The 22,479-nt window shown below is 65.4% G+C and carries 26 protein-coding genes; 7 read left to right on the forward strand and 19 right to left on the reverse strand.

Translation table 11 applies throughout. The features are described 5' to 3' along the window. The first annotated feature begins 86 nt into the window (after positions 1-86). From V3596_RS09870 to V3596_RS09880, 3 genes are read left to right on the forward strand one after another with little or no spacing between them, the layout of a single operon-like run. Positions 87-716 (forward strand): LemA family protein, encoded by a 630-nt coding sequence (locus V3596_RS09870; protein ID WP_395386799.1) that lies wholly within the window; start codon positions 87-89, stop codon positions 714-716. Positions 717-723: 7 nt separating this feature from the next. Continuing rightward, entirely contained in the window at positions 724-1,635 is a 912-nt protein-coding gene (locus V3596_RS09875; RefSeq protein ID WP_334277551.1) for a TPM domain-containing protein, read from the forward strand. Further along, positions 1,635-2,150: a TPM domain-containing protein gene (locus V3596_RS09880; RefSeq protein ID WP_334277552.1), complete on the forward strand. Its 516-nt coding sequence runs from the start codon at positions 1,635-1,637 to the stop codon at positions 2,148-2,150. Before V3596_RS09875 ends, V3596_RS09880 begins: the two co-directional genes overlap by 1 nt. Here the strand turns inward: V3596_RS09880 and V3596_RS09885 are convergent. The 13 genes from V3596_RS09885 to V3596_RS09945 form a co-directional block, all read right to left on the reverse strand. After that, complete coding sequence (locus V3596_RS09885; RefSeq protein ID WP_334277553.1) at positions 2,142-3,002, reverse strand: D-hexose-6-phosphate mutarotase; 861 nt, start codon at positions 3,000-3,002, stop codon at positions 2,142-2,144. The genes V3596_RS09880 and V3596_RS09885 overlap by 9 nt on opposite strands. A 111-nt stretch (positions 3,003-3,113) precedes the next feature. Continuing rightward, positions 3,114-3,527, reverse strand: a complete 414-nt coding sequence (locus V3596_RS09890; protein WP_334277554.1) for a F0F1 ATP synthase subunit epsilon — start codon at positions 3,525-3,527, stop codon at positions 3,114-3,116. A 72-nt stretch (positions 3,528-3,599) separates the two neighbouring features. Next, the gene (atpD, locus tag V3596_RS09895; protein WP_334277555.1) at positions 3,600-5,012 is read right to left on the reverse strand and encodes a F0F1 ATP synthase subunit beta; all 1,413 of its coding nucleotides are present in this window, start codon (positions 5,010-5,012) and stop codon (positions 3,600-3,602) included. 42 nt (positions 5,013-5,054) lie between these two features. Continuing rightward, positions 5,055-5,927, reverse strand: coding sequence for a F0F1 ATP synthase subunit gamma (gene atpG, locus V3596_RS09900; RefSeq protein WP_334277556.1), 873 nt, complete (start codon positions 5,925-5,927; stop codon positions 5,055-5,057). A 55-nt stretch (positions 5,928-5,982) separates the two neighbouring features. Beyond that, positions 5,983-7,536, reverse strand: a complete 1,554-nt coding sequence (gene atpA / locus V3596_RS09905; RefSeq protein WP_334277557.1) for a F0F1 ATP synthase subunit alpha — start codon at positions 7,534-7,536, stop codon at positions 5,983-5,985. 110 nt (positions 7,537-7,646) lie between these two features. Then, the gene (locus V3596_RS09910; RefSeq protein WP_334277558.1) at positions 7,647-8,183 is read right to left on the reverse strand and encodes a F0F1 ATP synthase subunit delta; all 537 of its coding nucleotides are present in this window, start codon (positions 8,181-8,183) and stop codon (positions 7,647-7,649) included. A gap of 2 nt (positions 8,184-8,185) precedes the next feature. Continuing rightward, on the reverse strand, positions 8,186-8,656 hold the full coding sequence (locus V3596_RS09915) for a F0F1 ATP synthase subunit B (protein WP_282827239.1): 471 nt from the start codon (positions 8,654-8,656) through the stop codon (positions 8,186-8,188). A 36-nt stretch (positions 8,657-8,692) separates the two neighbouring features. Continuing rightward, positions 8,693-8,962, reverse strand: coding sequence for a F0F1 ATP synthase subunit C (atpE, locus tag V3596_RS09920; RefSeq protein ID WP_282827241.1), 270 nt, complete (start codon positions 8,960-8,962; stop codon positions 8,693-8,695). 57 nt (positions 8,963-9,019) lie between these two features. Further along, positions 9,020-9,898 (reverse strand): F0F1 ATP synthase subunit A, encoded by an 879-nt coding sequence (gene atpB / locus V3596_RS09925; RefSeq protein ID WP_334277559.1) that lies wholly within the window; start codon positions 9,896-9,898, stop codon positions 9,020-9,022. A 2-nt stretch (positions 9,899-9,900) separates the two neighbouring features. Continuing rightward, the gene (locus V3596_RS09930) at positions 9,901-10,434 is read right to left on the reverse strand and encodes an ATP synthase subunit I (protein ID WP_334277560.1); all 534 of its coding nucleotides are present in this window, start codon (positions 10,432-10,434) and stop codon (positions 9,901-9,903) included. A 129-nt stretch (positions 10,435-10,563) separates the two neighbouring features. Further along, entirely contained in the window at positions 10,564-11,457 is an 894-nt protein-coding gene (locus tag V3596_RS09935) for an SMP-30/gluconolactonase/LRE family protein (RefSeq protein ID WP_334277561.1), read from the reverse strand. A 44-nt stretch (positions 11,458-11,501) separates the two neighbouring features. Next, positions 11,502-11,993 (reverse strand): GNAT family N-acetyltransferase, encoded by a 492-nt coding sequence (locus V3596_RS09940; RefSeq protein ID WP_334277562.1) that lies wholly within the window; start codon positions 11,991-11,993, stop codon positions 11,502-11,504. Beyond that, the gene (locus V3596_RS09945; protein WP_334277563.1) at positions 11,990-12,682 is read right to left on the reverse strand and encodes a cytochrome b/b6 domain-containing protein; all 693 of its coding nucleotides are present in this window, start codon (positions 12,680-12,682) and stop codon (positions 11,990-11,992) included. The genes V3596_RS09940 and V3596_RS09945 overlap by 4 nt, the downstream gene beginning before the upstream one ends. 128 nt (positions 12,683-12,810) lie before the next feature. Here V3596_RS09945 and V3596_RS09950 point away from each other — a divergent pair, with 128 nt between their 5' ends. After that, positions 12,811-13,275: a c-type cytochrome gene (locus V3596_RS09950; protein WP_334277564.1), complete on the forward strand. Its 465-nt coding sequence runs from the start codon at positions 12,811-12,813 to the stop codon at positions 13,273-13,275. Between the two features lie 10 nt (positions 13,276-13,285). On the opposite strand, the gene V3596_RS09955 is transcribed toward V3596_RS09950, so the two are convergent. Genes V3596_RS09955 through V3596_RS09970 form a run of 4 tightly spaced genes read right to left on the reverse strand, consistent with a single transcriptional unit; the run spans position 13,286 to position 16,539 of the window. Beyond that, positions 13,286-14,125, reverse strand: coding sequence for a PhzF family phenazine biosynthesis protein (locus V3596_RS09955; RefSeq protein WP_334277565.1), 840 nt, complete (start codon positions 14,123-14,125; stop codon positions 13,286-13,288). Further along, positions 14,122-14,568 (reverse strand): GNAT family N-acetyltransferase, encoded by a 447-nt coding sequence (locus V3596_RS09960; protein ID WP_334277566.1) that lies wholly within the window; start codon positions 14,566-14,568, stop codon positions 14,122-14,124. Before V3596_RS09960 ends, V3596_RS09955 begins: the two co-directional genes overlap by 4 nt. A gap of 11 nt (positions 14,569-14,579) precedes the next feature. Beyond that, a complete protein-coding gene (locus V3596_RS09965) occupies positions 14,580-15,791 on the reverse strand; it encodes an aminotransferase-like domain-containing protein (protein WP_334277567.1) in 1,212 nt (403 codons plus the stop codon). Between the two features lie 31 nt (positions 15,792-15,822). Then, positions 15,823-16,539, reverse strand: a complete 717-nt coding sequence (locus V3596_RS09970; RefSeq protein ID WP_334277568.1) for an aspartate/glutamate racemase family protein — start codon at positions 16,537-16,539, stop codon at positions 15,823-15,825. 73 nt (positions 16,540-16,612) lie between these two features. Here V3596_RS09970 and V3596_RS09975 point away from each other — a divergent pair, with 73 nt between their 5' ends. After that, on the forward strand, positions 16,613-18,046 hold the full coding sequence (locus V3596_RS09975) for an aminotransferase-like domain-containing protein (RefSeq protein WP_334277569.1): 1,434 nt from the start codon (positions 16,613-16,615) through the stop codon (positions 18,044-18,046). Positions 18,047-18,053: 7 nt separating this feature from the next. On the opposite strand, the gene V3596_RS09980 is transcribed toward V3596_RS09975, so the two are convergent. Beyond that, a complete protein-coding gene (locus tag V3596_RS09980; RefSeq protein WP_334277570.1) occupies positions 18,054-18,848 on the reverse strand; it encodes a MipA/OmpV family protein in 795 nt (264 codons plus the stop codon). A gap of 98 nt (positions 18,849-18,946) precedes the next feature. Here V3596_RS09980 and V3596_RS09985 point away from each other — a divergent pair, with 98 nt between their 5' ends. Then, a complete protein-coding gene (locus V3596_RS09985; protein ID WP_334277571.1) occupies positions 18,947-19,582 on the forward strand; it encodes a response regulator in 636 nt (211 codons plus the stop codon). 6 nt (positions 19,583-19,588) lie between these two features. On the opposite strand, the gene V3596_RS09990 is transcribed toward V3596_RS09985, so the two are convergent. Further along, a complete protein-coding gene (locus V3596_RS09990; RefSeq protein ID WP_334277572.1) occupies positions 19,589-21,469 on the reverse strand; it encodes an ATP-binding cassette domain-containing protein in 1,881 nt (626 codons plus the stop codon). Between the two features lie 123 nt (positions 21,470-21,592). On the opposite strand from V3596_RS09990, the gene V3596_RS09995 reads away from it, so the two are divergent. Further along, complete coding sequence (locus V3596_RS09995; RefSeq protein WP_334277573.1) at positions 21,593-22,396, forward strand: flagellin; 804 nt, start codon at positions 21,593-21,595, stop codon at positions 22,394-22,396. The last annotated feature ends 83 nt before the right edge of the window (positions 22,397-22,479 follow it).

Raw genomic sequence — 22,479 nt, forward strand, 5'->3', positions numbered from 1 at the left:
ATCCGCTGCGATACTCGGCCGGCACTTGATGCAGGCCAGACCGGCACCATCTGCAGCGGCGTCCCTCACTGGAGAAACACATGACCATGACCCTGAAGCGCAGCCTCGGTGCCACCGTCCTGCTCGCAGCCACCCTGAGCCTCTCGGGCTGCGGCTACAACGAATTCCAGCGCCTGGACGAACAGACCACGGCGAGCTGGAGCGAGGTGCTGAGCCAGTACCAGCGCCGCGCCGACCTGATTCCCAACATCGTCAACACGGTCAAGGGCGAAGCCAATTTCGAGCAGGAAACGCTGACCAAGGTGGTCGAGGCCCGGGCCAAGGCCACCAGCATCAATGTGACGCCCGAGCTGGCCCGCGATCCGGAAGCGCTGAAGAAGTTCCAGGCCGCGCAGGGCGAGCTCTCCAGCGCGCTGTCGCGCCTGCTGGTCGTTAGCGAGAACTACCCGAACCTGAAGGCCAACCAGGGCTTCCAGGATTTGCGCGTGCAGCTCGAAGGCACCGAGAACCGCATCACTGTGGCCCGCAACCGCTACATCAAGTCGGTGGCCGACTACAACGTGCACGCTCGCAGCTTCCCGAACAACCTGACCGCGATGATGTTCGGCTACCAGGTGAAGCCCAACTTCCAGGTGCAGAACGAAGCGGCCATCACGGCGGCCCCGACGGTCAGTTTCGACAAGCCTGCAGCGCCTGCAGCGCCCGCTTCCAAGTAGGCCCTTGATGCGCTGGCTGCTTGCCACCCTGCTGCTGGCCCTGGCACTGCCCGCCTGGGCGCAGGAGCTGCGCCCGGTGCCGGTGCTGACCGCCCGCGTGATCGACCAGACCGGCACCCTGGATGCACTGCAGGTCACCAGCCTGGAGAACAAGCTGGCGGCCTTCGAGCAGCAGGCCGGCCCGCAGATCGTCATCTTGATGCTGCCGGCCACCGCGCCGGAAGACATTGCCGCCTTCGCGCAGCGCGTGGGCGATGCCTGGAAGATCGGCCGGCGCGATGTTGGCGACGGCCTCTTGATCATCGTCGCCAAGAACGAGCGCAAGGTGCGCATCGAAGTGGCCAAGGCGCTGGAAGGCGCCGTGCCCGACCTGGCCGCGCGCCAGATCATCCAGAACGCGATCACGCCCGCTTTCAAGAAGGGCGACTACGCCGGCGGCCTGAACCAGGCGGTTGATCAATTGCAGGCACGGATCCGCGGCGAGGCGTTGCCGGCCCCGAGCACGAAGTCGGGCCCGGCTGCTGCGACAGGCGGCAGCGACTTTGATTTCGAAACCCTGGCCATGCTGTTCTTCATCGGCGTGCCCATCGTCGGTGTAGTGCTGACTTCGATACTCGGCCGCAAGCTCGGCAGCCTGGGTACCAGCGTGGGTGTCGGCGGCGTCGGATGGCTGATCGCCAACAGCTGGTGGATTGCCGGCCTGGCAGCACTGCTGTCGCTGGTGCTGGTGGGCGTGCTGGGCATCGGCTCCTCGCGCCGCAGCATCGGCCGGCGCTATGGCGGTGGCAGCGACATGCCCATCATCTGGGGTGGCGGAGGCAGCTGGAGTGGCGGCGGAGGAAGCAGCAGCGATGGCGGTGGCTTCTCCTCTGGCGGTGGCGGCGACTTTGGTGGCGGTGGCGCCTCGGGAGATTGGTGATGGCCTGGTTCCGACGCCTGAAACGCCTGGTCAAGCATCGCAGTCTCGATGCCGGCGACTCGCGCCGCGTGCTCGGACCGCACGCCATGGAAGCGCTGCAACAGCGTATCCAGTCCTCGGAGCGGCTGCACAGCGGCGAGCTGCGTGTGGTCGTCGAGGCCGGCTTGCCGACCTCCTACCTGATGCGCGATGCCACGCCGCGCGAGCGGGCGGTGGCCCTGTTCGGCAAACTGCGCGTCTGGGACACGGAGAACAACAACGGCGTGCTGATCTATCTGCTGCTGGCCGAACACAGCATCGAACTGGTGGCCGACCGCGGCCTCATGAACAAGGTCGACAGCATGGTCTGGCAGCGCATGGTGGACCGCATGCGCGAACAGTTCCGAGCCGGCCTGTTTGAAGCCGGGCTGATCGAGGCGGTGGAGAGTGTCAGCGAGCTGCTGTTCCAGCACTTCCCGCTGGCGGCCGGCGAGGCCAACCGCAACGAACTTCCGGACGCGCCGGTCCTACTCTAGGACCAGGCTTTGCATGCCTGCCCAGCTTTCGCCGGGCTCTAGCCTGATCGGGCGGTCAATCGCTGCAGCCTCGATGCACAACATCCGCTGCCAATCCGAATCGGGCATGTCGGGCAGCTGGGCGCAAGCCTCGGCTCCAGGGTTCCAGATCACCGCATCGGCAAAGCCCTGCTGACGGATCGTGACGCGGCGACCCGGGCGGCCGACTGGCTCCTCAGTCAGGGTCAGGTCTTGCTCGACCTGGTGGTAGATGCGGTCCAGCGGAGGCTCGGGCAACAGGAGGTCGACGCGCTGGCGCTGCTCGCTGTTCTTGATCGAATCCCAGTAATGCAGACCCGAGAAGCCGCGCACGCTCGCGTCCAGCAGGCTGCCGAGGCCCAGGTAGGTGTGCAGCGCGGCGGTGAAGTCGAACGACTCCTCGCCGCGGTTCTCACAGGCCAGCTCGATCTCGAGGCTGCGGCCGGCGACGCGCACGCACAGCTCTGCCTCGAAGCGGTGCGGCCACACGAGGCGCGTGGCATCGTCGTCTTGCAGGCGGAGCACGGCCATGGCGTCGTCGCTGCCCACCTCGGCCGAGACCAGCTGCCAGGGCTTGGTGCGTGCAAAGCCGTGGCGCAAGCCGGTGCCGCGACCGGCGAACTGCGGAAAGATCACCGGCACACCGCCGCGCACCGCCTGGCCCGTGGCGTAGGCACTGCTGGGCGACAGATACAGCTGCTCGCCGGCGCCGGCCGGCGTCCACGACAGCAGGTGCGCGCCATGCAGGAGCAGCGTGGCCGCTGCGCCATCGGGCGCGCGCAGTTCCAGCGCTTCCAGGCCTTGGTGGCGGGTCAGGGGAATGGGTGTGGACATGGCGTAGAGCTTGGTAAAAACAACGCCCGCCTGACTCGCGTCGGCGGGCGTCTATCGTCGTCGGCATTGGCGGGGCTGTCGAGGCCGGCGCCTGTGCTGGTGACTGACCGATTACTTCTTGCGGAACTTGCGCAGCGCCGCGATCTGGGCGGCCATGGCGGCGAACTCGCTTTGCGCGGCGGCAAAGTCGATGTCGCTCTTGGCGTTCTTCATCGCTTCCTCGGCCATCTTCTTGGCCTCAAGGGCCTTGGCCTCGTCCAGGTCCTTGCCGCGGATGGCGGTGTCGGCCAGCACGGTCACGGTGCCCGGTTGCACTTCCAGGATGCCGCCAGCGACGAAGACGAACTCTTCGCTGCCGTCGGCCTTCTCGATGCGCACGGCGCCCGGCTTGATGCGGGTGATCAGCGGCGTGTGCTGGGGCAGGATGCCCAGCTCACCGCCTTCGCCCGGCAGCGCGACGAACTTGGCCTCGCCGGAGAAGATCTGCTCCTCGGCGGACACCACGTCAACATGAATGGTTGCCATGTTCAATCTTCCTTAGCGTAGTTGAGAGGGTTGTTCTTGGTACGGAGCGGTTGCCCGCTCCGTCGCCAACGATCAGCCCAACTTCTTCGCTTTCTCGATCGCTTCGTCGATGGTGCCGACCATGTAGAACGCTTGTTCCGGCATGTGGTCGCATTCGCCAGCCACGATCATCTTGAAGCCGCGGATGGTTTCCTTCAGCGGCACGTACTTGCCCGGCGAGCCGGTGAAGACTTCGGCCACGTGGAAAGGCTGCGACAGGAAGCGCTGGATCTTGCGGGCGCGAGCCACGGTCAGCTTGTCTTCCGGTGCCAGCTCGTCCATACCCAGGATCGCGATGATGTCGCGCAGTTCCTTGTAGCGCTGCAGGATGCCCTGCACCGCACGGGTCGTGCTGTAGTGCTCTTCGCCGATGACGTTCGGGTCGATCTGACGCGAAGTCGAGTCGAGCGGGTCGACCGCGGGGTAGATACCCAGCGAAGCGATGTCACGCGACAGCACGACGGTTGCGTCCAAGTGGGCGAAGGTCGTGGCAGGCGACGGGTCGGTCAAGTCATCCGCAGGGACGTAGACGGCCTGGATCGAGGTGATCGAGCCAATCTTGGTCGACGTGATGCGCTCTTGCAGACGGCCCATTTCCTCGGCCAGCGTCGGCTGGTAGCCCACGGCGGAAGGCATACGACCCAGCAGAGCGGACACTTCGGTACCGGCCAGCGTGTAGCGGTAGATGTTGTCCACGAAGAACAGCACGTCCTTGCCTTCGTCGCGGAACGACTCGGCGATGGTCAGGCCGGTCAGGGCCACGCGCAGACGGTTGCCCGGGGGCTCGTTCATCTGGCCGTAGACCATGGCGACCTTGGAGTCTTCGAGCTTCTCGAGGTTCACGACGCCCGAATCGGCCATCTCGTGATAGAAGTCGTTGCCCTCGCGGGTACGCTCGCCGACACCAGCGAACACCGACAGACCACTGTGGGCCTTGGCGATGTTGTTGATCAGCTCCATCATGTTCACGGTCTTGCCCACACCGGCACCACCGAACAGACCCACCTTGCCGCCCTTGGCGAACGGGCAGATCAGGTCGATCACCTTGATGCCGGTTTCCAGCAGCTCTTGCGACGGGCTCAGCTCGTCGTAGGCCGGTGCAGCGCGGTGGATCGAAGCGGTTTGCGCCTGGTCGACCGGACCACGTTCGTCGATGGGCGCGCCCAGCACGTCCATGATGCGACCCAGCGTGGCCTTGCCCACCGGTACCTTGATGTTCTCACCGGTGTTGTAGACCTGCGAACCGCGGCGCAGGCCGTCGGACGAACCCAGGGCGATGGTACGCACCACGCCGTCGCCCAGCTGTTGCTGGACTTCCAGGGTCAGGGCAGAGCCTTCCATCTTCAGCGCGTCATAAATCTTCGGCATCTGGTTGCGCGGAAATTCCACGTCCACCACGGCGCCGATGCACTGAACGATCTTGCCCACTTGTTGAGTGTTAGCCATTTTTTCGTTCCTTAATTCAAAACTATTAGCGTTCGATCGGGATCAGCCCACGGCGGCGGCGCCACTGACAATCTCGCTCAGCTCCTTGGTGATCGCGGCCTGGCGGGTCTTGTTGTAGACCAGCTTCAGCTCACCGATCAGGGTGCCGGCGTTGTCGGTGGCGGCCTTCATGGCCACCATGCGTGCCGATTGCTCGGACGCCATGTTTTCCGCGACAGCCTGGTAGACCAGGGCCTCGGTGTATCGGAGCAGCAATTCGTCGATGACGGTGTTGGCGTCCGGCTCGTAGATGTAGTCCCACGAGTGGCTGCCACCGGCCGTCTTCATGCCTTCGGTCGTCAGGGGCAAGAGCTGTTGCACCACCGGCTCCTGCTTCATCGTGTTGATGAAGCGGGTGTAGCAGAGGTACACAGCCGAGAGCTTGCCTTCGGCGTATGCGTCGAGCAGCACCTTGACCGGGCCGATCATCTTCTCGATGTGCGGCTGGTCGCCCAGCTGCGTCACCTGAGAAACGACCTTGGCGCCGATGCGGTTCATGAAGCCCAGGCCCTTGTTGCCGATGGCAACGACCTCGGCCTTCTGGCCGGCGGCTTCTAGTTCCTTCAGCTTGGCAGTCGTCGCGCGCAGCAGGTTGGTATTCAAACCACCGCACAGGCCCTTGTCCGTCGTTACCACCACGAAGCCGGCCGCCTTGGCCTGGTCATTGCTGACCAGGAAAGGGTGCTTGTACTCGGGGTTGGCCGTGGCGAGATTGGCGGCGATGTTGCCGATCTTCTCGCTGTACGGACGAGCCGAGCGCATGCGCTCCTGGGCCTTGCGCATCTTCGAAGCCGCGACCATTTCCATGGCCTTGGTGATCTTCTTGGTGTTCTCGACCGACTTGATCTTGCCGCGAATTTCCTTGCTTGATGCCATGATTTCTCCTGTTAGGTCCGGGCCGTTCTTTGCATCACAGCCCGGTCATGGTCAATTAAGCAAACGACTTCTTGAAGGTCGTGATTGCGGCGTTCAGCTCGGCTTCAGCATCCTTGTCCATGGCCTTGTCGGCTTCCAGCTTGGCCAGCAGAGCGGCGTGGCTGGTCTTCAGGAACTGGTGCAGGCCGTGCTCGAACGCGAGGACCTTCTTGGTGTCGATGCTGTCCATGAAGCCCTTGTTCACGGCATACAGCGTCGCGCCCATCAGGCTGATCGGCAGCGGCGAGTACTGAGCCTGCTTGAGCAGCTCGGTCACGCGGGCACCGCGGTCGAGTTGCTTGCGGGTCGACTCGTCCAGGTCGGAAGCGAACTGCGCGAACGCAGCCAGCTCACGGTACTGGGCCAGGTCGGTACGGATACCGCCGGACAGCGACTTGATCAGCTTGGTCTGTGCAGCACCACCGACGCGCGACACCGAGATACCGGCGTTGATGGCGGGGCGGATACCGGCGTTGAACAGGCTGGTTTCCAGGAAGATCTGGCCGTCGGTGATCGAGATCACGTTGGTCGGAACGAAGGCGGACACGTCACCGGCCTGGGTTTCGATGATGGGCAGCGCGGTCAGCGAACCGGTCTTGCCCTTCACTTCACCCTTGGTGAACGCTTCGACGTAGTCGGCATTCACACGAGCGGCACGCTCCAGCAGACGGCTGTGGAGATAGAACACATCGCCAGGGAAAGCTTCGCGGCCCGGCGGGCGGCGCAGCAGCAGCGAGACCTGGCGGTAAGCCACGGCTTGCTTGGACAGGTCGTCATAGACGATCAGCGCGTCTTGGCCGCGGTCGCGGAAGTACTCGCCCATCGTGCAGCCCGAGTAGGCCGAGACGTACTGCATGGCAGCGGATTCGGACGCCGAAGCGGCCACGACGATGGTGTATTCCATCGCGCCGGCTTGTTCCAGGGCGCGCACCACGTTCTTGATCGACGAAGCCTTCTGGCCGATCGCAACGTAGACGCAGGTCATGTTCTGACCCTTCTGGTTGATGATGGCGTCGATGGCCACGGCGGTCTTGCCGGTCTGGCGGTCGCCAATGATCAGCTCGCGCTGGCCACGGCCGACGGGCACCATCGAGTCGATCGACTTCAGGCCGGTCTGCACCGGCTGGTCGACAGACTTACGCGCGATCACGCCCGGAGCGACCTTTTCGATCACGTCGGTCATCTTGGCGTTGATCGGACCCTTGCCGTCAATCGGCTGACCCAGCGCGTTGACGACGCGGCCGATCAGCTCGGGGCCGACCGGCACTTCCAGGATGCGACCCGTGCACTTCACGGTGTCGCCTTCGGAGATGTGCTCGTAGGCACCCAGAATCACGGCGCCGACGGAGTCGCGCTCGAGGTTCAGGGCCAGGCCGTAGGAAGGCTGACCAGAGACGTCGGCCGGGAACTCCAGCATTTCGCCTTGCATCACGTCGGACAGACCGTGGATGCGGCAGATGCCGTCGGACACGGACACCACGGTGCCCTGGTTTCGGACGTCCGTCGAGGCACCAAGACCCTCGATGCGGGACTTGATGAGTTCGGAAATTTCAGCAGGATTCAGTTGCATTGCTTGCTCCCATCTGCTCGGTCCCGCGGCGCGCGCTGCTGTGTGCAGCGCGGCGCCTTGGTACTGAGGGGGTGATTCGGTCGATGTTCGTCGCGCGTGAGCCCAAGGGCTCAGGCGGTCAGTGCCACCTTCATGCGTTCCAGGCGGGCCTTGACCGAGGTGTCCAGCACCTCGTCGCCAACCACCACGCGGATGCCGCCGATCAGCGCGGGTTCGAGCGTCACATGAGCCTCGAGCTTGCGGCCGAAGCGCTTTTCCAGCGTGGCCACCACATCGCTCAGCTGGGCTGCTTCGATGGGGTAGGCGCTGAAGATTTGCGCATCGGCCACGCCCGCGGCCGCATTGGCCAGGACATGGAACTGCTCGACCACCGCCGGCAGCGCCGACAGGCGGCCGTTCTCGATCACTGCGCGCAGGAAGTTCTGCAGCTCCGGGGCCAGGGCTTCTTGCTTGGCCGCCGCGGTGGTGACCGCGAAGACCTGCTCGGCCGTGACCTTGGGGCTGTCGGCGAACTGGCGCAGCTCGGCATCCTGCGAGACCAGGGACAGCGCGTCGAGCGCTGCGCCCCAGGCCTTCACATCGTGCTTCTTGGCGACCTGGTAGAGCGCTTCAGCGTACGGGCGGGCAATGGTTGCGAGCTCGGCCATGATTACAGCTCCGTCTTCAGACGGCCCAGCAATTCGGCATGCACGCTGGCATTGACCTCGCGCTGCAGGATCTGCTCGGCACCCTTGACGGCCAGCGCAGCAACCTGCTCGCGCAGGGCCTCACGGGCACGGGTGACTTGCTGGTCGGCCTCGGCCTTGGCATCAGCCACGATCTTGGCGCCGACTTCCTCTGCACGCTTCTTGGCTTCTTCCACGATGGCCGCTGCGCGCTTTTCAGCGTCGGACAGCAGCTGGGTGGTTTCACCACGGGCTTGCGCGCGTTGCTCGTCGGCCGCCTTGCTGGCGTTGGCCAGCTCGGACTTGGCCTTGTCCGCAGCGGCCAGGCCGTCGCGGATCTTGGCAGCGCGCTCGTCCAGTGCCTTGGTGATAGGCGGCCAGACGAAGCTCATCGTGAACCAGACCAGGATCGCGAAAACGATCGCCTGGAGGATCAGTGTTGCATTGATATTCACGGCTCAATCCTTTCGGTCGTGAAAGGGAAGCGGTGATTACTTCGGCAGGTTGGCCAGCAGCGTAGCGGCGAACGGGTTGGCGAAGGCGAACAGCAGAGCGATAGCAACGCCGATCAGGAAAGCAGCGTCGATCAGGCCGGCCAAGATGAACATCTTGGTTTGCAGTTCGTTCATCAGCTCAGGCTGGCGAGCCGACGATTCCAGGAACTTGCCACCCATCAGCGCGATGCCGATGGAAGCGCCGATAGCGCCCAGACCAACGATGATGCCGCAAGCCAGTGCCACGAGGCCGAGGATGTTTTCCATTTGAAGCTCCTAGAGAGATGAGAAAGAAAAGAAAGGAAGGGAAAGTAAAGCGGTCGATCAGTGCGCGTCGTGCGCCTGGCCGATATAGATCAGCGTCAGCATCATGAAGATGAAGGCTTGCAGCGTGATCACAAGAATGTGGAACAGGGTCCACACCGTACCGGCAACGAGATGGCCAATGGCCAGACCGAAACCGGAAGCCGACAGCGTGAACGCACCACCCATCAGTGCGATCAGCATGAACACCAGTTCGCCGGCAAACATGTTGCCGAACAGTCGCATGCCGTGCGAGACCGTCTTGGCGACGAACTCGATCAGCTGCATCAGGAAATTGAAGGGCCACAGGGCCGGGTGGGCACCAAACGGTGCCGAGATCAGCTCGTGACCCCAGCCGCCCAGGCCCTTGATCTTGATGTTGTAGAAGAAGCACATCAAGAGCACGCTCGTCGACAGACCCAGCGTGGTTGACAGGTCGGCGGTCGGGACGACACGCATGTAGGCGTGGTGCGGGTCATGGCCCATCGCGCCGTAGGCTTGGCCCCAGGCGGCGGGCAGCAGGTCGACCGGCAGCATGTCCATGCCGTTCATCAGGAAGATCCAGACAAAGACGGTGAGTGCCAGCGGCGAGACGAGCTTGCGGCTCGCTTCGTTGTGGATCACGCCCTTGGCCTGGTTCTCGACCATTTCAGAGAGGATTTCGACGGCGGCCTGGAAGCGGCCCGGCACGCCGGAGGTGGCCTTGCGAGCGGCACGCCACAGGATGAAGCAGCCCAGGAAACCCAGGACCACGGAGTAGATCAGGGAGTCGAGGTTGAACAGGCTGAAGTCGACGATGCTGACTTGCTTGACGTTCTCGAACGCGAAGTTCTTCTGGAAATGTTGCAGGTGGTGAGTGATGTACTCACCAGCACTGGGCGCGTGACCTTCAGCTGACATGTTCAGTTTCCGTCGCTAATGCTTTTGTTTCGGCCCCGCGTGAGCAGGACCAGCCAGTTAACTTTCAGGCAGCCCATCATGGTCAGCAGCATCGCCACCCAACTCAGATCAGCCACCTGCTTGGCCACCACCACCAGGATGGCGATGACCAGCAAAATCTTGACAAGCTCCCAGACCGCAAACGAAAGCACCGCAGCGCTTGCGTTCGTGACCTGACGCCGGGTCGTGCCCCATGCCATCAAGGCATTCGGCAGCACCACCGCGACGGCGCCATACAGCGCCGACCACGCTTTCACACTTCCTTCGGCGAACAACCACCACAGCGCGGTGAACACCACGCCCGCCGCAGCCTGTGCCGCGACCACCTTCCACGGTGACAACAAGGGGTTTTTCGCTCGCAGGGCCTGGGCTTCTTCTCGCGTCAGGACCTTGAAAGCTGCTTCGCCGCCCGCATCTCCGGACTTCTCGTCATCCCAGGTGCCTGCCTTGGCATTCCGCGCTGCAAGCACTTTGTCGCGCGTCTCAGTAGGGGTCACGATCGATCCGGGGGCTGTCGGCAAAACCCAAAGATTATATGTGGAAACCCGAAGTTTCCTGACAAACCCTGGGTGCCCGCCCCAAAAAGTGGCGAGGTCGGCGCACTCCAACAGTGCCGGAAGTCCCGTTCAGCGGCGCGCCAGGTTCGGCGGGCGGCCTGGCACTGCCGTTTGCAGCTTCAGGACGCAGCCCGCCCAGGGCTCGCGAGCCAGCTCTTCCTGCGGCCTGCCATCGCGCGCGCTTGTCACATAGAGCGTGCGCAGATCGGGGCCGCCGAAGGTCGGCATGGTCGGGCAGCGCACCGGCAGGCGAACCTCGCCCAGCAGCTCGCCCGTCGGCGCAAGACGCACCAGCCGGGCGCCCTCGTACATCGCCACCCAGAGGCAGCCTTCTGCGTCGATGGCGGCGCCATCGGGCCGGCCGCCGTATGCCTCCAGGGGCTGACCAGGGGCGCGCGGCTCGAAGCTGGCGAAGATGCGGCGATTCGCGATGCCGCCGGTGGCAAGGTCGAAATCAAAGGCGTAGATCTCATGCGCCTTGGTGTCGGTCCAGTACAGCGTGCACTGGTCGGGGCTCCAGGCCAGGCCGTTGGAATTGGTGATGCCGTCGGCCATGGCCGTGAACTGGCCGTCAGCCCAGCGGTAGAGCGCGGCCTGCGGCGCCCGGGCGTCATCGATCGTGCCGATCCAGAAGCGGCCGGCGGCGTCGGTCTTGCCGTCGTTGAATCGCTGCCTGGCCGGGTCGAAGGGTGGTGGAGCGATCTGCTGCTCCTCGCCGCTAGCGGTGTCAAGACACCAGAGACCATCGCGCCGTGCGACCAGCAAGCCGCCTCCAGTCAAGGCAATGCAGCCGGGCTCGGCGTCCATCTGCCATTGCTTCAGGCGCCCGTCTGCACCCAGGCGCAAGACCTGATGCGCGGCAATGTCCACGTAGTACAGCGCCTGTTCGGCCACGCTCCAGACTGGGGATTCGCCCAGGCGCGCGGGCGTCGGGCCCGCTTGCTCGATCTTGAATTCGCTCATGGTCGCGATGCTAGGGCCGAAACCCGCCGTAACCAGGGTTGGTGTCAGCCCAGCTCCACCTTCAGGTAGTGCGCGCCCGGGATCGGGTTGAAATAGAAGGGCGGCACCTCTTCGAACCCGAGGCTCTCGTACAGGCCGCGCGCCGCCTCCATATCGTCCAGCGTATCCAGCAGCATGTTTGAATAGCCGGCCTGCGCGGCCCGGTCTATCAGCGTCTGAGCCAGCGTGCGGCCGAGGCCAAAGCGGCGGAAGGCCGGGCGGACGAAGAGGCGCTTCATCTCGCAGGCGTTCGGATAGTCGGAATCCGGCAGGTCTCGGAATGCCCCGCAACCCGCAGCCTGCCCGTCAACAAGCGCCAGCAGGAACAGGCCCGTCTCGCCGGCATAAGGTCCGGGCAGACTCGCCAGCTCCGCCTCGAAACCCTGGAAGCACAGGTCGACCTTCAGACTTTCGCTGTAGTCGATGAGCAGCCGCCTCACTTCATCCCAATGCTCCGTGCTCTCAGGCACGATCAACTCAACCAAAGGCTGGCTCATCCACCCCCCTCTCCGATCACCACCATCAGATACACCGCCGCCGCACAAGCCAGCAACAAGGTCAAGGCAAAGACGCGCGTGGCCAAGGTATCGCGCGAAGCCTGCGCACCGCACGACAGCTTCTTGTCACCACTGAGCATCGGCCCGATCAGATCGTGGCCATGGCCGAAGCGGTAGTACAGGATGGCTGCGATGTGCAGACCCGTCAGCGCGAAGATGCCCCATTGGCCCCAGCTCTTGTGATAGCCGGTCCAGGCCAGGCTCGCGTCGCCGGAGACGAAGCGAATCAAGGGGCCGGTGGTCGCTATCTCGTCGTCGGCAATCAGGCCCGAGCCGATCTGCAGCAGCAGCCAGGCCAGCATGGCCAGCACCGAGAGCCCACCCAGCGGGTTGTGGCCCACATCAAAGCGCTCGCCCGCGTTGGGCTTGCGGCGCAGGTAGCGAAAGATGGAAGCCGGGCTGTAGATGAAATGCGTGAAGCGCGACCAGCGACCGCCGACCAGGCCCCACAGGATCCGAAAAGCCACCAGTGCCAGCACGGCATAGCCCAGCCGCATGTGCCAGACCATGGCATTGCCGCCGACCTTGGCGCTCACGACCGAACCGAACACGCACAGCACCAGGGCCCAGTGGAACAGTCGTGTTGGCAGGTCCCATACCCGCACCTCTTCGCGTTGACCTTCGGTCATGCCTTCTTGAAAACTGCAACAAGGCGGCAACGATACCGCAGCATGCCGAAGCTGCAAATTCCATACACTCGCCCGGCGCGGCCGACCGGTCGCAGCCCCTGCCAACCTTGCAGAATGAGGATCCAAGGATGAAGCGTCATTTGAAGATCGCCGCATGTGCAGCACTGCCGCTGTGCGTCGCCCTGTCCAGCCATGCCCAGCCGCAACCCCGCCCCGAACAGGCGATCAAGTACCGTCAGTCGGCGATGACATTGATGGGTGCACATTTCGGCCGCCTGAACGGCATGGCCCAGGGTCGCATTCCCTTCGACGCCACGGTTGCCGCCGACAACGCGCATCTGGTGGCCCTGCTGGCCAAGCTGCCCTTCAACTCCTTCGGCCCCGGCACCGACAAGGGCCTGCCCAACCGCGCCAAGCCCGAGGTCTGGAGCGAGGCCGGCAAGTTCAAGGAAGCCGTCGAAGCTTTCCAGGCCGAGGCATCCAAGCTCGACGCGGCTGGCAAGAGCGGTGACCTGGCCCAGATCAAGGCCGCCGTGGGCGCCGTCGGCAAGACCTGCAAGGCCTGCCACGACGCCTTCCAATCCGAGAGGTAAGGCCGCGCGCCTACAGCCGGACTTGTCCATGGATCAGCGGCGTCACATCGCCGCCGATCCAGGTCGCCTCGGCGTCGCGAGAGACATGCACGCGGCCGTCACGGCCGAGTGCCTGGCCCTGGCCGGCCACATAGCGGTCGGCGGCATGGCCGGCCTGCATCAGCCACAGGGCGAGGCCGGCGTTCAGGCTGCCGGTGACCGGGTCTTCAGGCACACCGATGTCCGGCACAAAGGCCCGCACCTCGAACTGCAGGTCAGAGCCGGCCGGATAGGCGCCGACGACGCCCAGCTTCAAGCCTTTCATTGCGACGAAGTCCGGCTTCAAGGTGAGCACGGCCTCGGCGCTCTTCAAGCGTGCGGCCATCCATGCCGGGCCGTTGTCAACCCAGACCAGGTCCAGCAGATCGGCCTCGGCAATGCCCAGCGAGCGCAAGGCTTGCGCTCGCAACTCGGGCTCGACAGGCCCAGAGCGACGCAGCGGCGGCGCGGCAAACGCCAGTCGCTGGCCCATGCGCTTCACACGCACCAGGCCGATCTCGCATTGCTGCACCACCTCGCCGGGCTTCTTCGGATCGCCGCCGCTGGCCAGCCAGGCATGGGCCGAGCCCAGCGTCGGATGACCGGCAAAAGGCAGCTCACCGCCCGGCGTGAAGATGCGCACGCGGTAGTCGGCAGCAGCATCCGTGGGCGGCAGGAGAAAAGTCGTCTCCGACAGATTGGTCCAGCGCGCAAATGCCGCCATCTCGGCCTCATTCAAACCACCACCATCGACCACGACGGCCAGCGCATTGCCCTTCAGCGCCTCGGCGGTGAACACATCGACCTGGACAAAACGGCGCAAGAGGCTCATGGCTTGGAGGCTTGTTGGAGATAGAGGCCGGGGCGCACGATTTCCATGCCGCGGTCGGGCGTGGCGAGCGGCTTGAAGCCATGGCGCTCGTAGAGCCCATGGGCATCGCGGGTGAACAGTGAGAAGCGGCGCAGGCCTTGCAGCTCGCGGGCCGCCATCACTTGACCGATCAGCCAGTCACCCAGGCCCTGGCCGCGCTGCGATTCATCGATGAAGACATCGCAGAGATAGGCAAATGTCGCCTGGTCGCTGATGACGCGGGCATAGCCCTGCAGGCGGCCCGTGGCATTGCGCAGGACGAAGTTGAGCGAGCCGCGCATGGCCCGCTCGAGCGTCTCGCGCGGTATGCCTTCGCACCAGTAGGCGCGGCTGAGGAAGGCGTGGATGGCGTCGAAATCCTCGGCCGTCCATTCGCGATCAACACGCCAGCCCTGCGCCTGCATCACGTCGCTCTTCAGGGCGTGGGCTCGTCGACGACGGCCATCGCTTCGCGCAAGACCTTGCCAAGGATGGCGATGCCGTCGGCGATCAGCTCGGGCGTCAAGGTGACGAAGGACAGGCGCATCGTGCGCGGGTCCGGCGACTGCGCATAGAACGCAGCGCCCGGCACAAAGGCGATGCCCGCCTCCACCGCCAGTGGCAGCAGCGCCATTGCGTCAAAGCCTTCCGGCAGACGGATCCAGAAGAACATGCCGCCCTTGGGGCTCTGCCATTCGCAGCCCTCGGGCAGGTGCTTGCGCAGACCCTCGGCCATCGCATCGCGGTTGGCCTTGTAGATCGCGCGGATCTTGGGCACATGCTGGTCGAGGAAACCGTTCTTCACCACCTCGTGCACCACGCGCTGGTTGAAGCCGGGCGTGTGCAGGTCGGCCGCCTGCTTGGCCTGCAGGAACTTCGGGTACAGCTCCTTGGGCGCGATCAGGAAGCCCAGGCGGAAGCCCGGCGTCAGCACCTTGGAGAAGGAGCCGAGATAGATCGTGCCTTCGGGCCACAGCGAGGCCAGCGCCGGCGGCGGGGCTTCGTCGAACCAGAGGTCACCATAGGGGTTGTCTTCAACCACCGGCACGCCAGCCGCCTTGGCTGCAGCCATCACGGCTTCGCGGCGCTCCAGGCTCATCACACGGCCGGTGGGGTTCTGGTAGTTGGGCAGGAGGTACGCAAAGCGCGTGCCGGGTGCATCATGTGCCAGGCGGCCGAAGGCCTCGGGGCGCACGCCGCCTTCGTCGGTTTCCAGGCTGGTGAAGTTCGGCTCATAGGGCGTGAAGGCCTGCAGCGCGCCGAGATAGGTGGGCGTTTCCACGGCCACCGGCACGCCCTGGTCGCACAGGATCTTGCCCACCAGGTCCAGGCCCTGCTGGGAGCCGCTGGTGATCAAGACCTGGTCCGGGCTGATGTTCATGCCCAGCGCCTTCACGCGCTCGGCCACCCATTCGCGCAGCGGCGCAAAGCCTTCGCTGGCGGCGTATTGCAGCGCCTCCTTGGCGTTCTTGCTGAGCACGGTGTCGCAGGCGGCCTTCAGGGCATCGACCGGGAAGGTGTCGCTCGACGGCAGGCCGCCCGCCATCGACAGCACGCCGGGCTTCTCGGTGACCTTGAGGATCTCGCGAATGATGGAAGGGTTCATGCGCGCGGCGCGGCGCGCTTGGGTCCAGACAGTGCTGCTCATGGGGGTCTCGGTTGCGGCTCTCAAAGAGCCTTCAGGAATTATCGGAGGTCAGCCAGTCGACGGCCGCCTGCGCATGCAGGGCGGTGCCATCGAAAAGCGGCAGGATGTCGCCATCGCGCTCGGTATCGAGCAGCAGGCAGAGTTCGGTGCAGCCAAGGATCACGCCTTGCGCGCCCACCTGCGCCAGCTCGGCGATGGCGCGGCGGTAGAACTGGTGCGAGGGCTCGCAGACCTTGCCCAGGCACAGCTCGTCATAGATCACGCGATGGACTTCAGCACGGGTCGCATCACCGGGAATGAGGATCTCGATGCCGTGGCGTTCGCGCATGCGCTCGCGGTAGAACGCGCCTTCCATGGTGTAACGCGTGGCCAGCAGGCCCGCGCGGCGCACGCCGGCCTGCTTCAAGGCTTCGGCCGTGGCATCGACGATGTGGATCAAGTGCAGGCCGCTGAGGCGCTCGACCTCGTCGGCCACCTTGTGCATGGTGTTCGCTGCGATCAGCAAGGCCTGCGCACCGGCAGCCCTCAGGCCAGCGCCCGCTTCGCCGAGGATGGCGCCGGCTTGGGCCCAGTCGTCACTGCGCTGCAGGGCCGCGATGGTTTCGAAGTCCACGCTGCGCATCACAAGATTGGCGCTGTGCAGGCCGCCCAGGCGCGCGGCCACGCCGCGGTTCAGCAATTGGTAGAGGTGGCTGGTCGACTCCCAGCTCATGCCGCCCAGGATGCCGAGCATGCGTTCAGCTTTCATCGCCCCAGTCTAGCCGCCTCGACCAGTACAGAACCAATACACTTGGCCAGACATCCTGCGGATCTGTATTGGCATGAACACCAGCACAAGCGCTCCACGCGACACCCTGACCCGCGGCTCCAGCGTGCCGCTGGCCCAGCAATTGGCGCAGCGATTCGCTGAGCGCATCCAGCAGCGCCTGCTCCTGCCCGGCGCCCGCCTGCCCTCGGTGCGTGATTGCGCGCAGCACCATGGCGTGAGCCCCTACACCGTGGTGGCGGCCTATGACCAGTTGCTCGCTGCGGGACTGCTAGAAGCGCGCAAGCAGCGCGGCTTCTTCGTGCGCGAGGCCGCGCCCAGGCCCAAGCCGGCCGCTCGTGCCGCGCCTGCTGCGGCAACGCCTGCGCACAAGCCCTTCGATGCCACGGCGCTGATACGCGGCATGTTCCAGGCCGAAGCAGCCACCTCGCCGGGTCTCGGCACCCTCCCCGCCGATTGGCTCGACCTGCCCATGTTGCAGAGCGCCTTGCGCAAGGTGGTGAGCCAGAGCGCCGACGCGCTGGCCCTGCAATACGGCGAGCCCGGCGGCGACGTGCGGCTGCGCGAGGTGTTGGCGCAGCGCCTCAATGCAGACCTCGGCATCGCAGCCACACCGGCGCAGGTGCTGACCACGGTGGGCGCGACCCATGCGCTGGACCTGATCACCCGGGGCCTCCTGCAGCCCGGCGATGCCGTGCTGGTGGACGATCCCGGCTGGGCGATCGAGTACGCGCGCCTGACTCAAGCCGGCATGCGCCTGCTGCCGGTGCCCCGCGGCGCGGACGGGCCCGATCTCGCGGCAATGGAGCGCCTGGTCGACGAGCACCGGCCGCGCATGTACGTGACCGTCTCGGTCTTGCACAACCCGACCGGCCAGACCCTGAGCCTGGCCGCAGCCCATCAGATCCTGAGACTGGCCGAGCGAGGCGACTTCCTCATCGTCGAGGACGACACCTATGCCTTCATGGCGCCCAACCATGCGCCGCGCTTGTCGGCGCTCGATGGCTTGAAGCGCACGCTCTATGTCTCCGGCTTCTCGAAAATCCTCACGCCCGCCTGGCGCGTGGGCTATCTGGCGGGCAGCACGGAGCGCATCGAGAAGCTGACCGACCTGAAGCTCCTGTCCACGCTCACCACCAGCCCCTTGCTGGAGCGGGCCGTGGCGCTGTGTCTGGAACAAGGGCAGTTGCGCCGGCATGCCGAGCGCGTCACGACCCGGCTGGACGCAGCGCGCCAGCGAGCCGTTCGACTGGCGCTGGAAGCCGGCTGCCAATTCATCACGCCACCGCAAGGCCTGTTCGGCTGGGTCGATGTGGGCGTGGATACCGAGCGCCTGGCCCAGCGCCTGCTGGACCTGGGCTGGCTGATAGCGCCCGGCCTCCTGTTCAGCGCGACGCGGCGCGCCGGCACGCTGATGCGCATCAACTTCGCCACGGCGCAGGACGCGCGTTTCTGGAAGCTCCTGCAGCAGCTGCGGCAGGAGCTCTAGGAGCCAGTCAATCGGCGGCTGACTGGTCCGAACGCCAGCCGCTCCAGGACAGGCCGATGCCAAAGCTCACACCGCTGTGCCGCTGCACCAGCGGGCTGGCGCGGTTGGCGGCGCCGGCCAGGCTTTCCAGCCGCGTGAAGCCGAACACGCGCCAATCTTTTGCCAGGGCGCGTGAAACCGCGAGATTGGCGCGCCAGGCAATCAGGCCGGCGCGTGCCTCATAGGCGGGCCGTTCGACCGTCGCGTAGACGGGTGCCACACCATAGAAGGTATCGGCCAGCCGCCGATTGCCCAGCAGCGCAGCCACGCTCCAGCTGCTCATCCAGGTTTCGCCCCGATGCTCCAGCTGCAAGGCCGGCTCCAGCGACCAGCCGCGCATCTTCATCGAGTCCGATGCGTCGAACACCGCGCGCAGCGGCAGGTCGGCACGCCAGCGCAGCGCGCCCTGCTCGGCCAGGTTCCAGCGCAGCTTGGGGCCGGCTTCCAGCAGCAACCCCAGGTCGGGCATGCCGCTGCGGGCCTGCACCTTTTCGGAGCTCGCGCCCAGCGCAGCGGCGAAGCCGAGATCCAGCTCGAACTCGGGCGTACGCACCGCCCGCAGGCCGACGCTGCCACGATCAGCACGCAAAAAGGGGCCGCGATAGATCAGCCAAGGCAGGACAAGCGTCTTTTGTGTGCGCTCACTGGCGCCTGGATAGGCATTCTGGCTGGCGCTGAATCCAAGCAGTCCCACCTCCCACAGCGGTGGCCCACCGGCAGCCTTCACGCCGTTCGGCAGAAGCATCGCGGACAGCAGCGACATCGCGCAAAAAAATGATCGTGAAGGCGTCATTCGCTTGATCGGAAATTGGCAAGAGGCCGCTAGTATCACCGCCATCACCAATGGAAGTTCCCAGCTGCATGAGCGCCGCCAACCCGCTTCGATTCCTGATCGTCGACCCGCTGCCCGGTGTCCAGACCTTCGCCCGCCAGCTGCTGGAGAGCTACGGGTTTCCCGCCGACAGCATCCGCTGCTGCGGCGATATCGCCAGCGCGCTGCAGCAGGGGCTGGATTTCAAGCCCGACTTCCTGATCAGCGACAGCTTTCCCAAGGCCGAGATGGATGCCTTCGGCCTGCACCAGCACTTGCAGCAGGCGCACCCGGGCTGCCGACTGGCGCTCTTGAGCTTCGAGATCACGCCCGAGCTGGAGGCCCGCGCGGCACAGGCCGGTGCGCGCTTTGTCTTGAAGAAGCCCTTCACTGCCGCCGACCTGCGCGACACCATGCGCAAGTCGCTGGACAGCATGGCCCAGGAACGGCCCGAGCTCCATGCCCGGATGATGCAGGTGATGAAAGCGCCGGCCGCGCCCAAGGCCGCGCCGCCCCGTCCCATCGTGCTGCCCCCCATGCAAGCGCCCTTGAAGCCTGGCGACAAGGTCAACCATGGCGGCAAGACCGCCACGATCGAATACGTGGTGATCCGCCATGGCGAGCTGGTGGTCCAGCTGCGCGGCCAGGGCAGCCTGGTTCCGGCCAGCCAGCTGAACAAGCTCTGAAGGGCCTCAACGAGCCTCGAGCGCCTCCCAGCGCTCCATCAGCGCCAGCAGCTCGCCGTCGATGGCGGCGGCACGCTCGGTCACTTCGGCGATGCGTGCAGCACCCTGGCTGTAGAGCTCGCTGCCATTGAGCAGGCCGTTCAGGACGGCTTGCTCGGCCTCAAGCGCTGCGATGCGCTGAGGCATCTCGTCCAGCTCGCGCTGCTCCTTGTAGCTGAGCTTGCGCTTGGGCGCAGCCGCCGCAACAGGGGCCGGAGCGGGTGCCGGAGCTGGCGCGGGGGCCGGTGCGGCAGCGGCCTGCTTGGCCTGCAAGGCAGCCGCACGCTTGCTCTGTATCAGCCAGTCCTGCACGCCGCCTTCGTATTCGCGCCAACGGCCGTCAGCCTCGTTGACGATGGTCGAGGTGACAACGTTGTCCAGGAAGCGGCGGTCGTGGCTGACCAGGAAGACCGTGCCGTCGTAGTCCGCCAGCAGCTCTTCCAGCAGCTCCAGGGTTTCGATGTCGAGGTCGTTGGTCGGTTCGTCCAGCACCAGCACATTGGCCGGGCGGGCGAACAGGCGCGCCAGCAAGAGGCGATTGCGCTCGCCGCCAGAGAGGCTGCGCACCGGTGAATTGGCGCGCGCCGGCGAGAACAGGAAGTCGCCCAGATAGCTCTTGACGTGCTTTTTCTGGCTGCCGATCTCGATCCACTCGCTGCCCGGGCTGATCGTGTCAGCCAAGGTCGCGTCCAGGTTCAAGGTGTCGCGCATCTGGTCGAAGTACGCCACCGTCAGGCGCGAGCCCTGGCGCACCGTGCCTGAGTCGGGCTGCAGCTCGCCGAGGATCATCTTCAAGAGTGTGGTCTTGCCGGCGCCGTTGGAACCCACCAGGCCGACCTTGTCGCCACGCAAGATGGTGGCGGTGAAGTCGCGCACGATGCAGCGGTCGCCGTAGCTCTTGCTGACGTTCTCCAGCTCGGCCACGATCTTGCCGCTGGCGCCGCCGGTGTCGATATCGAGCCTGACCTTGCCCTGCACATCACGGCGGGCCGCATGGGCCAGGCGCATGGCCTCCAGTCGCTGGATGCGCGCCACGCTTCGGGTGCGCCGGGCTTCGACGCCCTTGCGGATCCATACCTCTTCCTGCGCCAGCAGCTTGTCGAACCGGGCGTTGAACAGTGCCTCGTTCTCCAGCTCATAGGCCTTGGCGGCCTGGAAGGCGGCGAAATTGCCCGGGTAGCCGCGCAACTGCCCGCGGTCCAGCTCGACGATGCGGTTGGCCACGTTGTCCAGGAAGGCCCGGTCGTGGGTGATCAGCAGCAGCGATCCCTTGAAGTCGTTCAACAGGCCTTCCAGCCAGGTGATCGCGTCCAGGTCCAGGTGGTTGGTCGGCTCGTCAAGCAGCAGCACATCCGGCTGGGCCACCAGCGCGCGGCCGAGCGCCACCCGCTTCTTCAAGCCGCCGGACAGAGAGCCGACCACACGGTCCCCATCCAGGCCCAGGCGGTGCAGGGTTTCGTCGACCCGCTGTTCCCAGTTCCAGGCGCCGATGTGCTCGATGCGCTCCTGGACCCAGGCCAGGTCGTCGTTCTCGTCGTGGATCTCGTAGCGCTCGCGCAGGGCCTTGGCCTCGGCCACGCCTTCGCTGACCACCTCGAAGATGGTGGCTTCCGGTCGCAGCTCGGGCTCCTGCGGCACATAGACGCTGGTCAGGCCTTGCTGCAGTTGCAGGAGGCCGTCGTCCATCTTGTCGATACCGGCCAGGATCTTCAGCAGCGAGCTCTTGCCCGTTCCGTTGCGGCCGATCAGGCCGACGCGTTCGCCGGTTTCCAGGGCGAAATTCGCACCGTCGAGCAGGGCCACATGGCCGAAGGCGAGATGGGCGTTGGAGATGGAAAGGACGGCCATATCAGTGCCGCGCGTACGTGCAGTCGAGGGGATTCATACCCGGATTGTCCCTGATGGCTCGACATCAGGCCCCTTGTGGCTCTATCCTTCAGGCTCGCGAGCGATTCTTGACGAGGCAGGCTCATGGCCAACGGCATCGAAATCAACGCGCGCCAACTCGACCAAGCCAACAGTTCCAGAGACAGAGCCAACCAGCGGATAGCGAGTGGCAAGCGCATCAACAGCGCCGCCGACGATGCGGCTGGCGCAGCCATTGCCGTGCGCCTTTCCGCTCAGCTCAGCGCCTCCAGCCAGTTGCGCCGCAATGTCAGCGACGCCCTCTCGCTCACTGATACAGCCAGCGGCTCCCTGGGCCAGGTCAACGCCGCCCTGCAGCGCATGCGCGAGCTGGCATTGCAAGCCAATGAAGCCGGCCTCACGGTCCGCGACCGCACGGCCATCGACATCGAATACGCCAAGCTGTCCGAGACGCTCAACCAGCAGGCCACCGGCACCCGCTACAACGGCCGCCCCCTGCTCGACGGCAGCTTCGGCGCCAAGATCCAGACCAGCGAAGAGCAAGGCGTGCAGTTGGATCTCGCCGATGTATCGGCCCAGGGCCTGGGACTGGACGCCACCTCGGTGACCAGCCCGGAAAGCGCCCGCGATGCCATCGGCAAGATCGACCAGGCACTGGCCCAGGTGAGCGACCAGCAGGCCAGCATCGGCGCCGCACAGTCGGCCCTGGAAGCAACGGTCAGCGGCTTGTCGGTCAGCTATGAGTCGCTCGCCTCCACGCGCAGCCGCCGGGTCGACGCCGACCTCGCCGCCGAAAGCAGCCAGGCCTCCCAGGCCACGATGCAGCAACAGGCCGCCCTGAAGGCCGTGTCGCTGTACCAGCAGAACCAGGCTTCCAGGCTCGAGCTCCTGTCGTCCGTCAAAGCCTGACGAAGGTTCCTCCCCACCCATGGCGCTTAGACTGTGCGCCCCCGGGGAAGGGCTCACCAAGGGCCCTCGGAGGACATGGAGAA

The sequence above is a fragment of the Roseateles microcysteis genome (genome assembly GCF_036880965.1).
GTDB lineage: Bacteria > Pseudomonadota > Gammaproteobacteria > Burkholderiales > Burkholderiaceae_C > JAUASW01.

Coding starts and splice junctions, on each gene's coding strand:
- V3596_RS09870 (WP_395386799.1), top strand. CDS start 87: ATGACCCTGAAGCGCAGCCTCGGTGCCACCGTCCTGCTCGCAGCCACC.
- V3596_RS09875 (WP_334277551.1), top strand. CDS start 724: ATGCGCTGGCTGCTTGCCACCCTGCTGCTGGCCCTGGCACTGCCCGCC.
- V3596_RS09880 (WP_334277552.1), top strand. CDS start 1,635: ATGGCCTGGTTCCGACGCCTGAAACGCCTGGTCAAGCATCGCAGTCTC.
- V3596_RS09885 (WP_334277553.1), bottom strand. CDS start 3,002: ATGTCCACACCCATTCCCCTGACCCGCCACCAAGGCCTGGAAGCGCTG.
- V3596_RS09890 (WP_334277554.1), bottom strand. CDS start 3,527: ATGGCAACCATTCATGTTGACGTGGTGTCCGCCGAGGAGCAGATCTTC.
- atpD (WP_334277555.1), bottom strand. CDS start 5,012: ATGGCTAACACTCAACAAGTGGGCAAGATCGTTCAGTGCATCGGCGCC.
- atpG (WP_334277556.1), bottom strand. CDS start 5,927: ATGGCATCAAGCAAGGAAATTCGCGGCAAGATCAAGTCGGTCGAGAAC.
- atpA (WP_334277557.1), bottom strand. CDS start 7,536: ATGCAACTGAATCCTGCTGAAATTTCCGAACTCATCAAGTCCCGCATC.
- V3596_RS09910 (WP_334277558.1), bottom strand. CDS start 8,183: ATGGCCGAGCTCGCAACCATTGCCCGCCCGTACGCTGAAGCGCTCTAC.
- atpE (WP_282827241.1), bottom strand. CDS start 8,962: ATGGAAAACATCCTCGGCCTCGTGGCACTGGCTTGCGGCATCATCGTT.
- atpB (WP_334277559.1), bottom strand. CDS start 9,898: ATGTCAGCTGAAGGTCACGCGCCCAGTGCTGGTGAGTACATCACTCAC.
- V3596_RS09935 (WP_334277561.1), bottom strand. CDS start 11,457: ATGAGCGAATTCAAGATCGAGCAAGCGGGCCCGACGCCCGCGCGCCTG.
- V3596_RS09940 (WP_334277562.1), bottom strand. CDS start 11,993: ATGAGCCAGCCTTTGGTTGAGTTGATCGTGCCTGAGAGCACGGAGCAT.
- V3596_RS09945 (WP_334277563.1), bottom strand. CDS start 12,682: ATGACCGAAGGTCAACGCGAAGAGGTGCGGGTATGGGACCTGCCAACA.
- V3596_RS09950 (WP_334277564.1), top strand. CDS start 12,811: ATGAAGCGTCATTTGAAGATCGCCGCATGTGCAGCACTGCCGCTGTGC.
- V3596_RS09955 (WP_334277565.1), bottom strand. CDS start 14,125: ATGAGCCTCTTGCGCCGTTTTGTCCAGGTCGATGTGTTCACCGCCGAG.
- V3596_RS09960 (WP_334277566.1), bottom strand. CDS start 14,568: ATGCAGGCGCAGGGCTGGCGTGTTGATCGCGAATGGACGGCCGAGGAT.
- V3596_RS09965 (WP_334277567.1), bottom strand. CDS start 15,791: ATGAGCAGCACTGTCTGGACCCAAGCGCGCCGCGCCGCGCGCATGAAC.
- V3596_RS09970 (WP_334277568.1), bottom strand. CDS start 16,539: ATGAAAGCTGAACGCATGCTCGGCATCCTGGGCGGCATGAGCTGGGAG.
- V3596_RS09975 (WP_334277569.1), top strand. CDS start 16,613: ATGAACACCAGCACAAGCGCTCCACGCGACACCCTGACCCGCGGCTCC.
- V3596_RS09980 (WP_334277570.1), bottom strand. CDS start 18,848: ATGTCGCTGCTGTCCGCGATGCTTCTGCCGAACGGCGTGAAGGCTGCC.
- V3596_RS09985 (WP_334277571.1), top strand. CDS start 18,947: ATGAGCGCCGCCAACCCGCTTCGATTCCTGATCGTCGACCCGCTGCCC.
- V3596_RS09990 (WP_334277572.1), bottom strand. CDS start 21,469: ATGGCCGTCCTTTCCATCTCCAACGCCCATCTCGCCTTCGGCCATGTG.
- V3596_RS09995 (WP_334277573.1), top strand. CDS start 21,593: ATGGCCAACGGCATCGAAATCAACGCGCGCCAACTCGACCAAGCCAAC.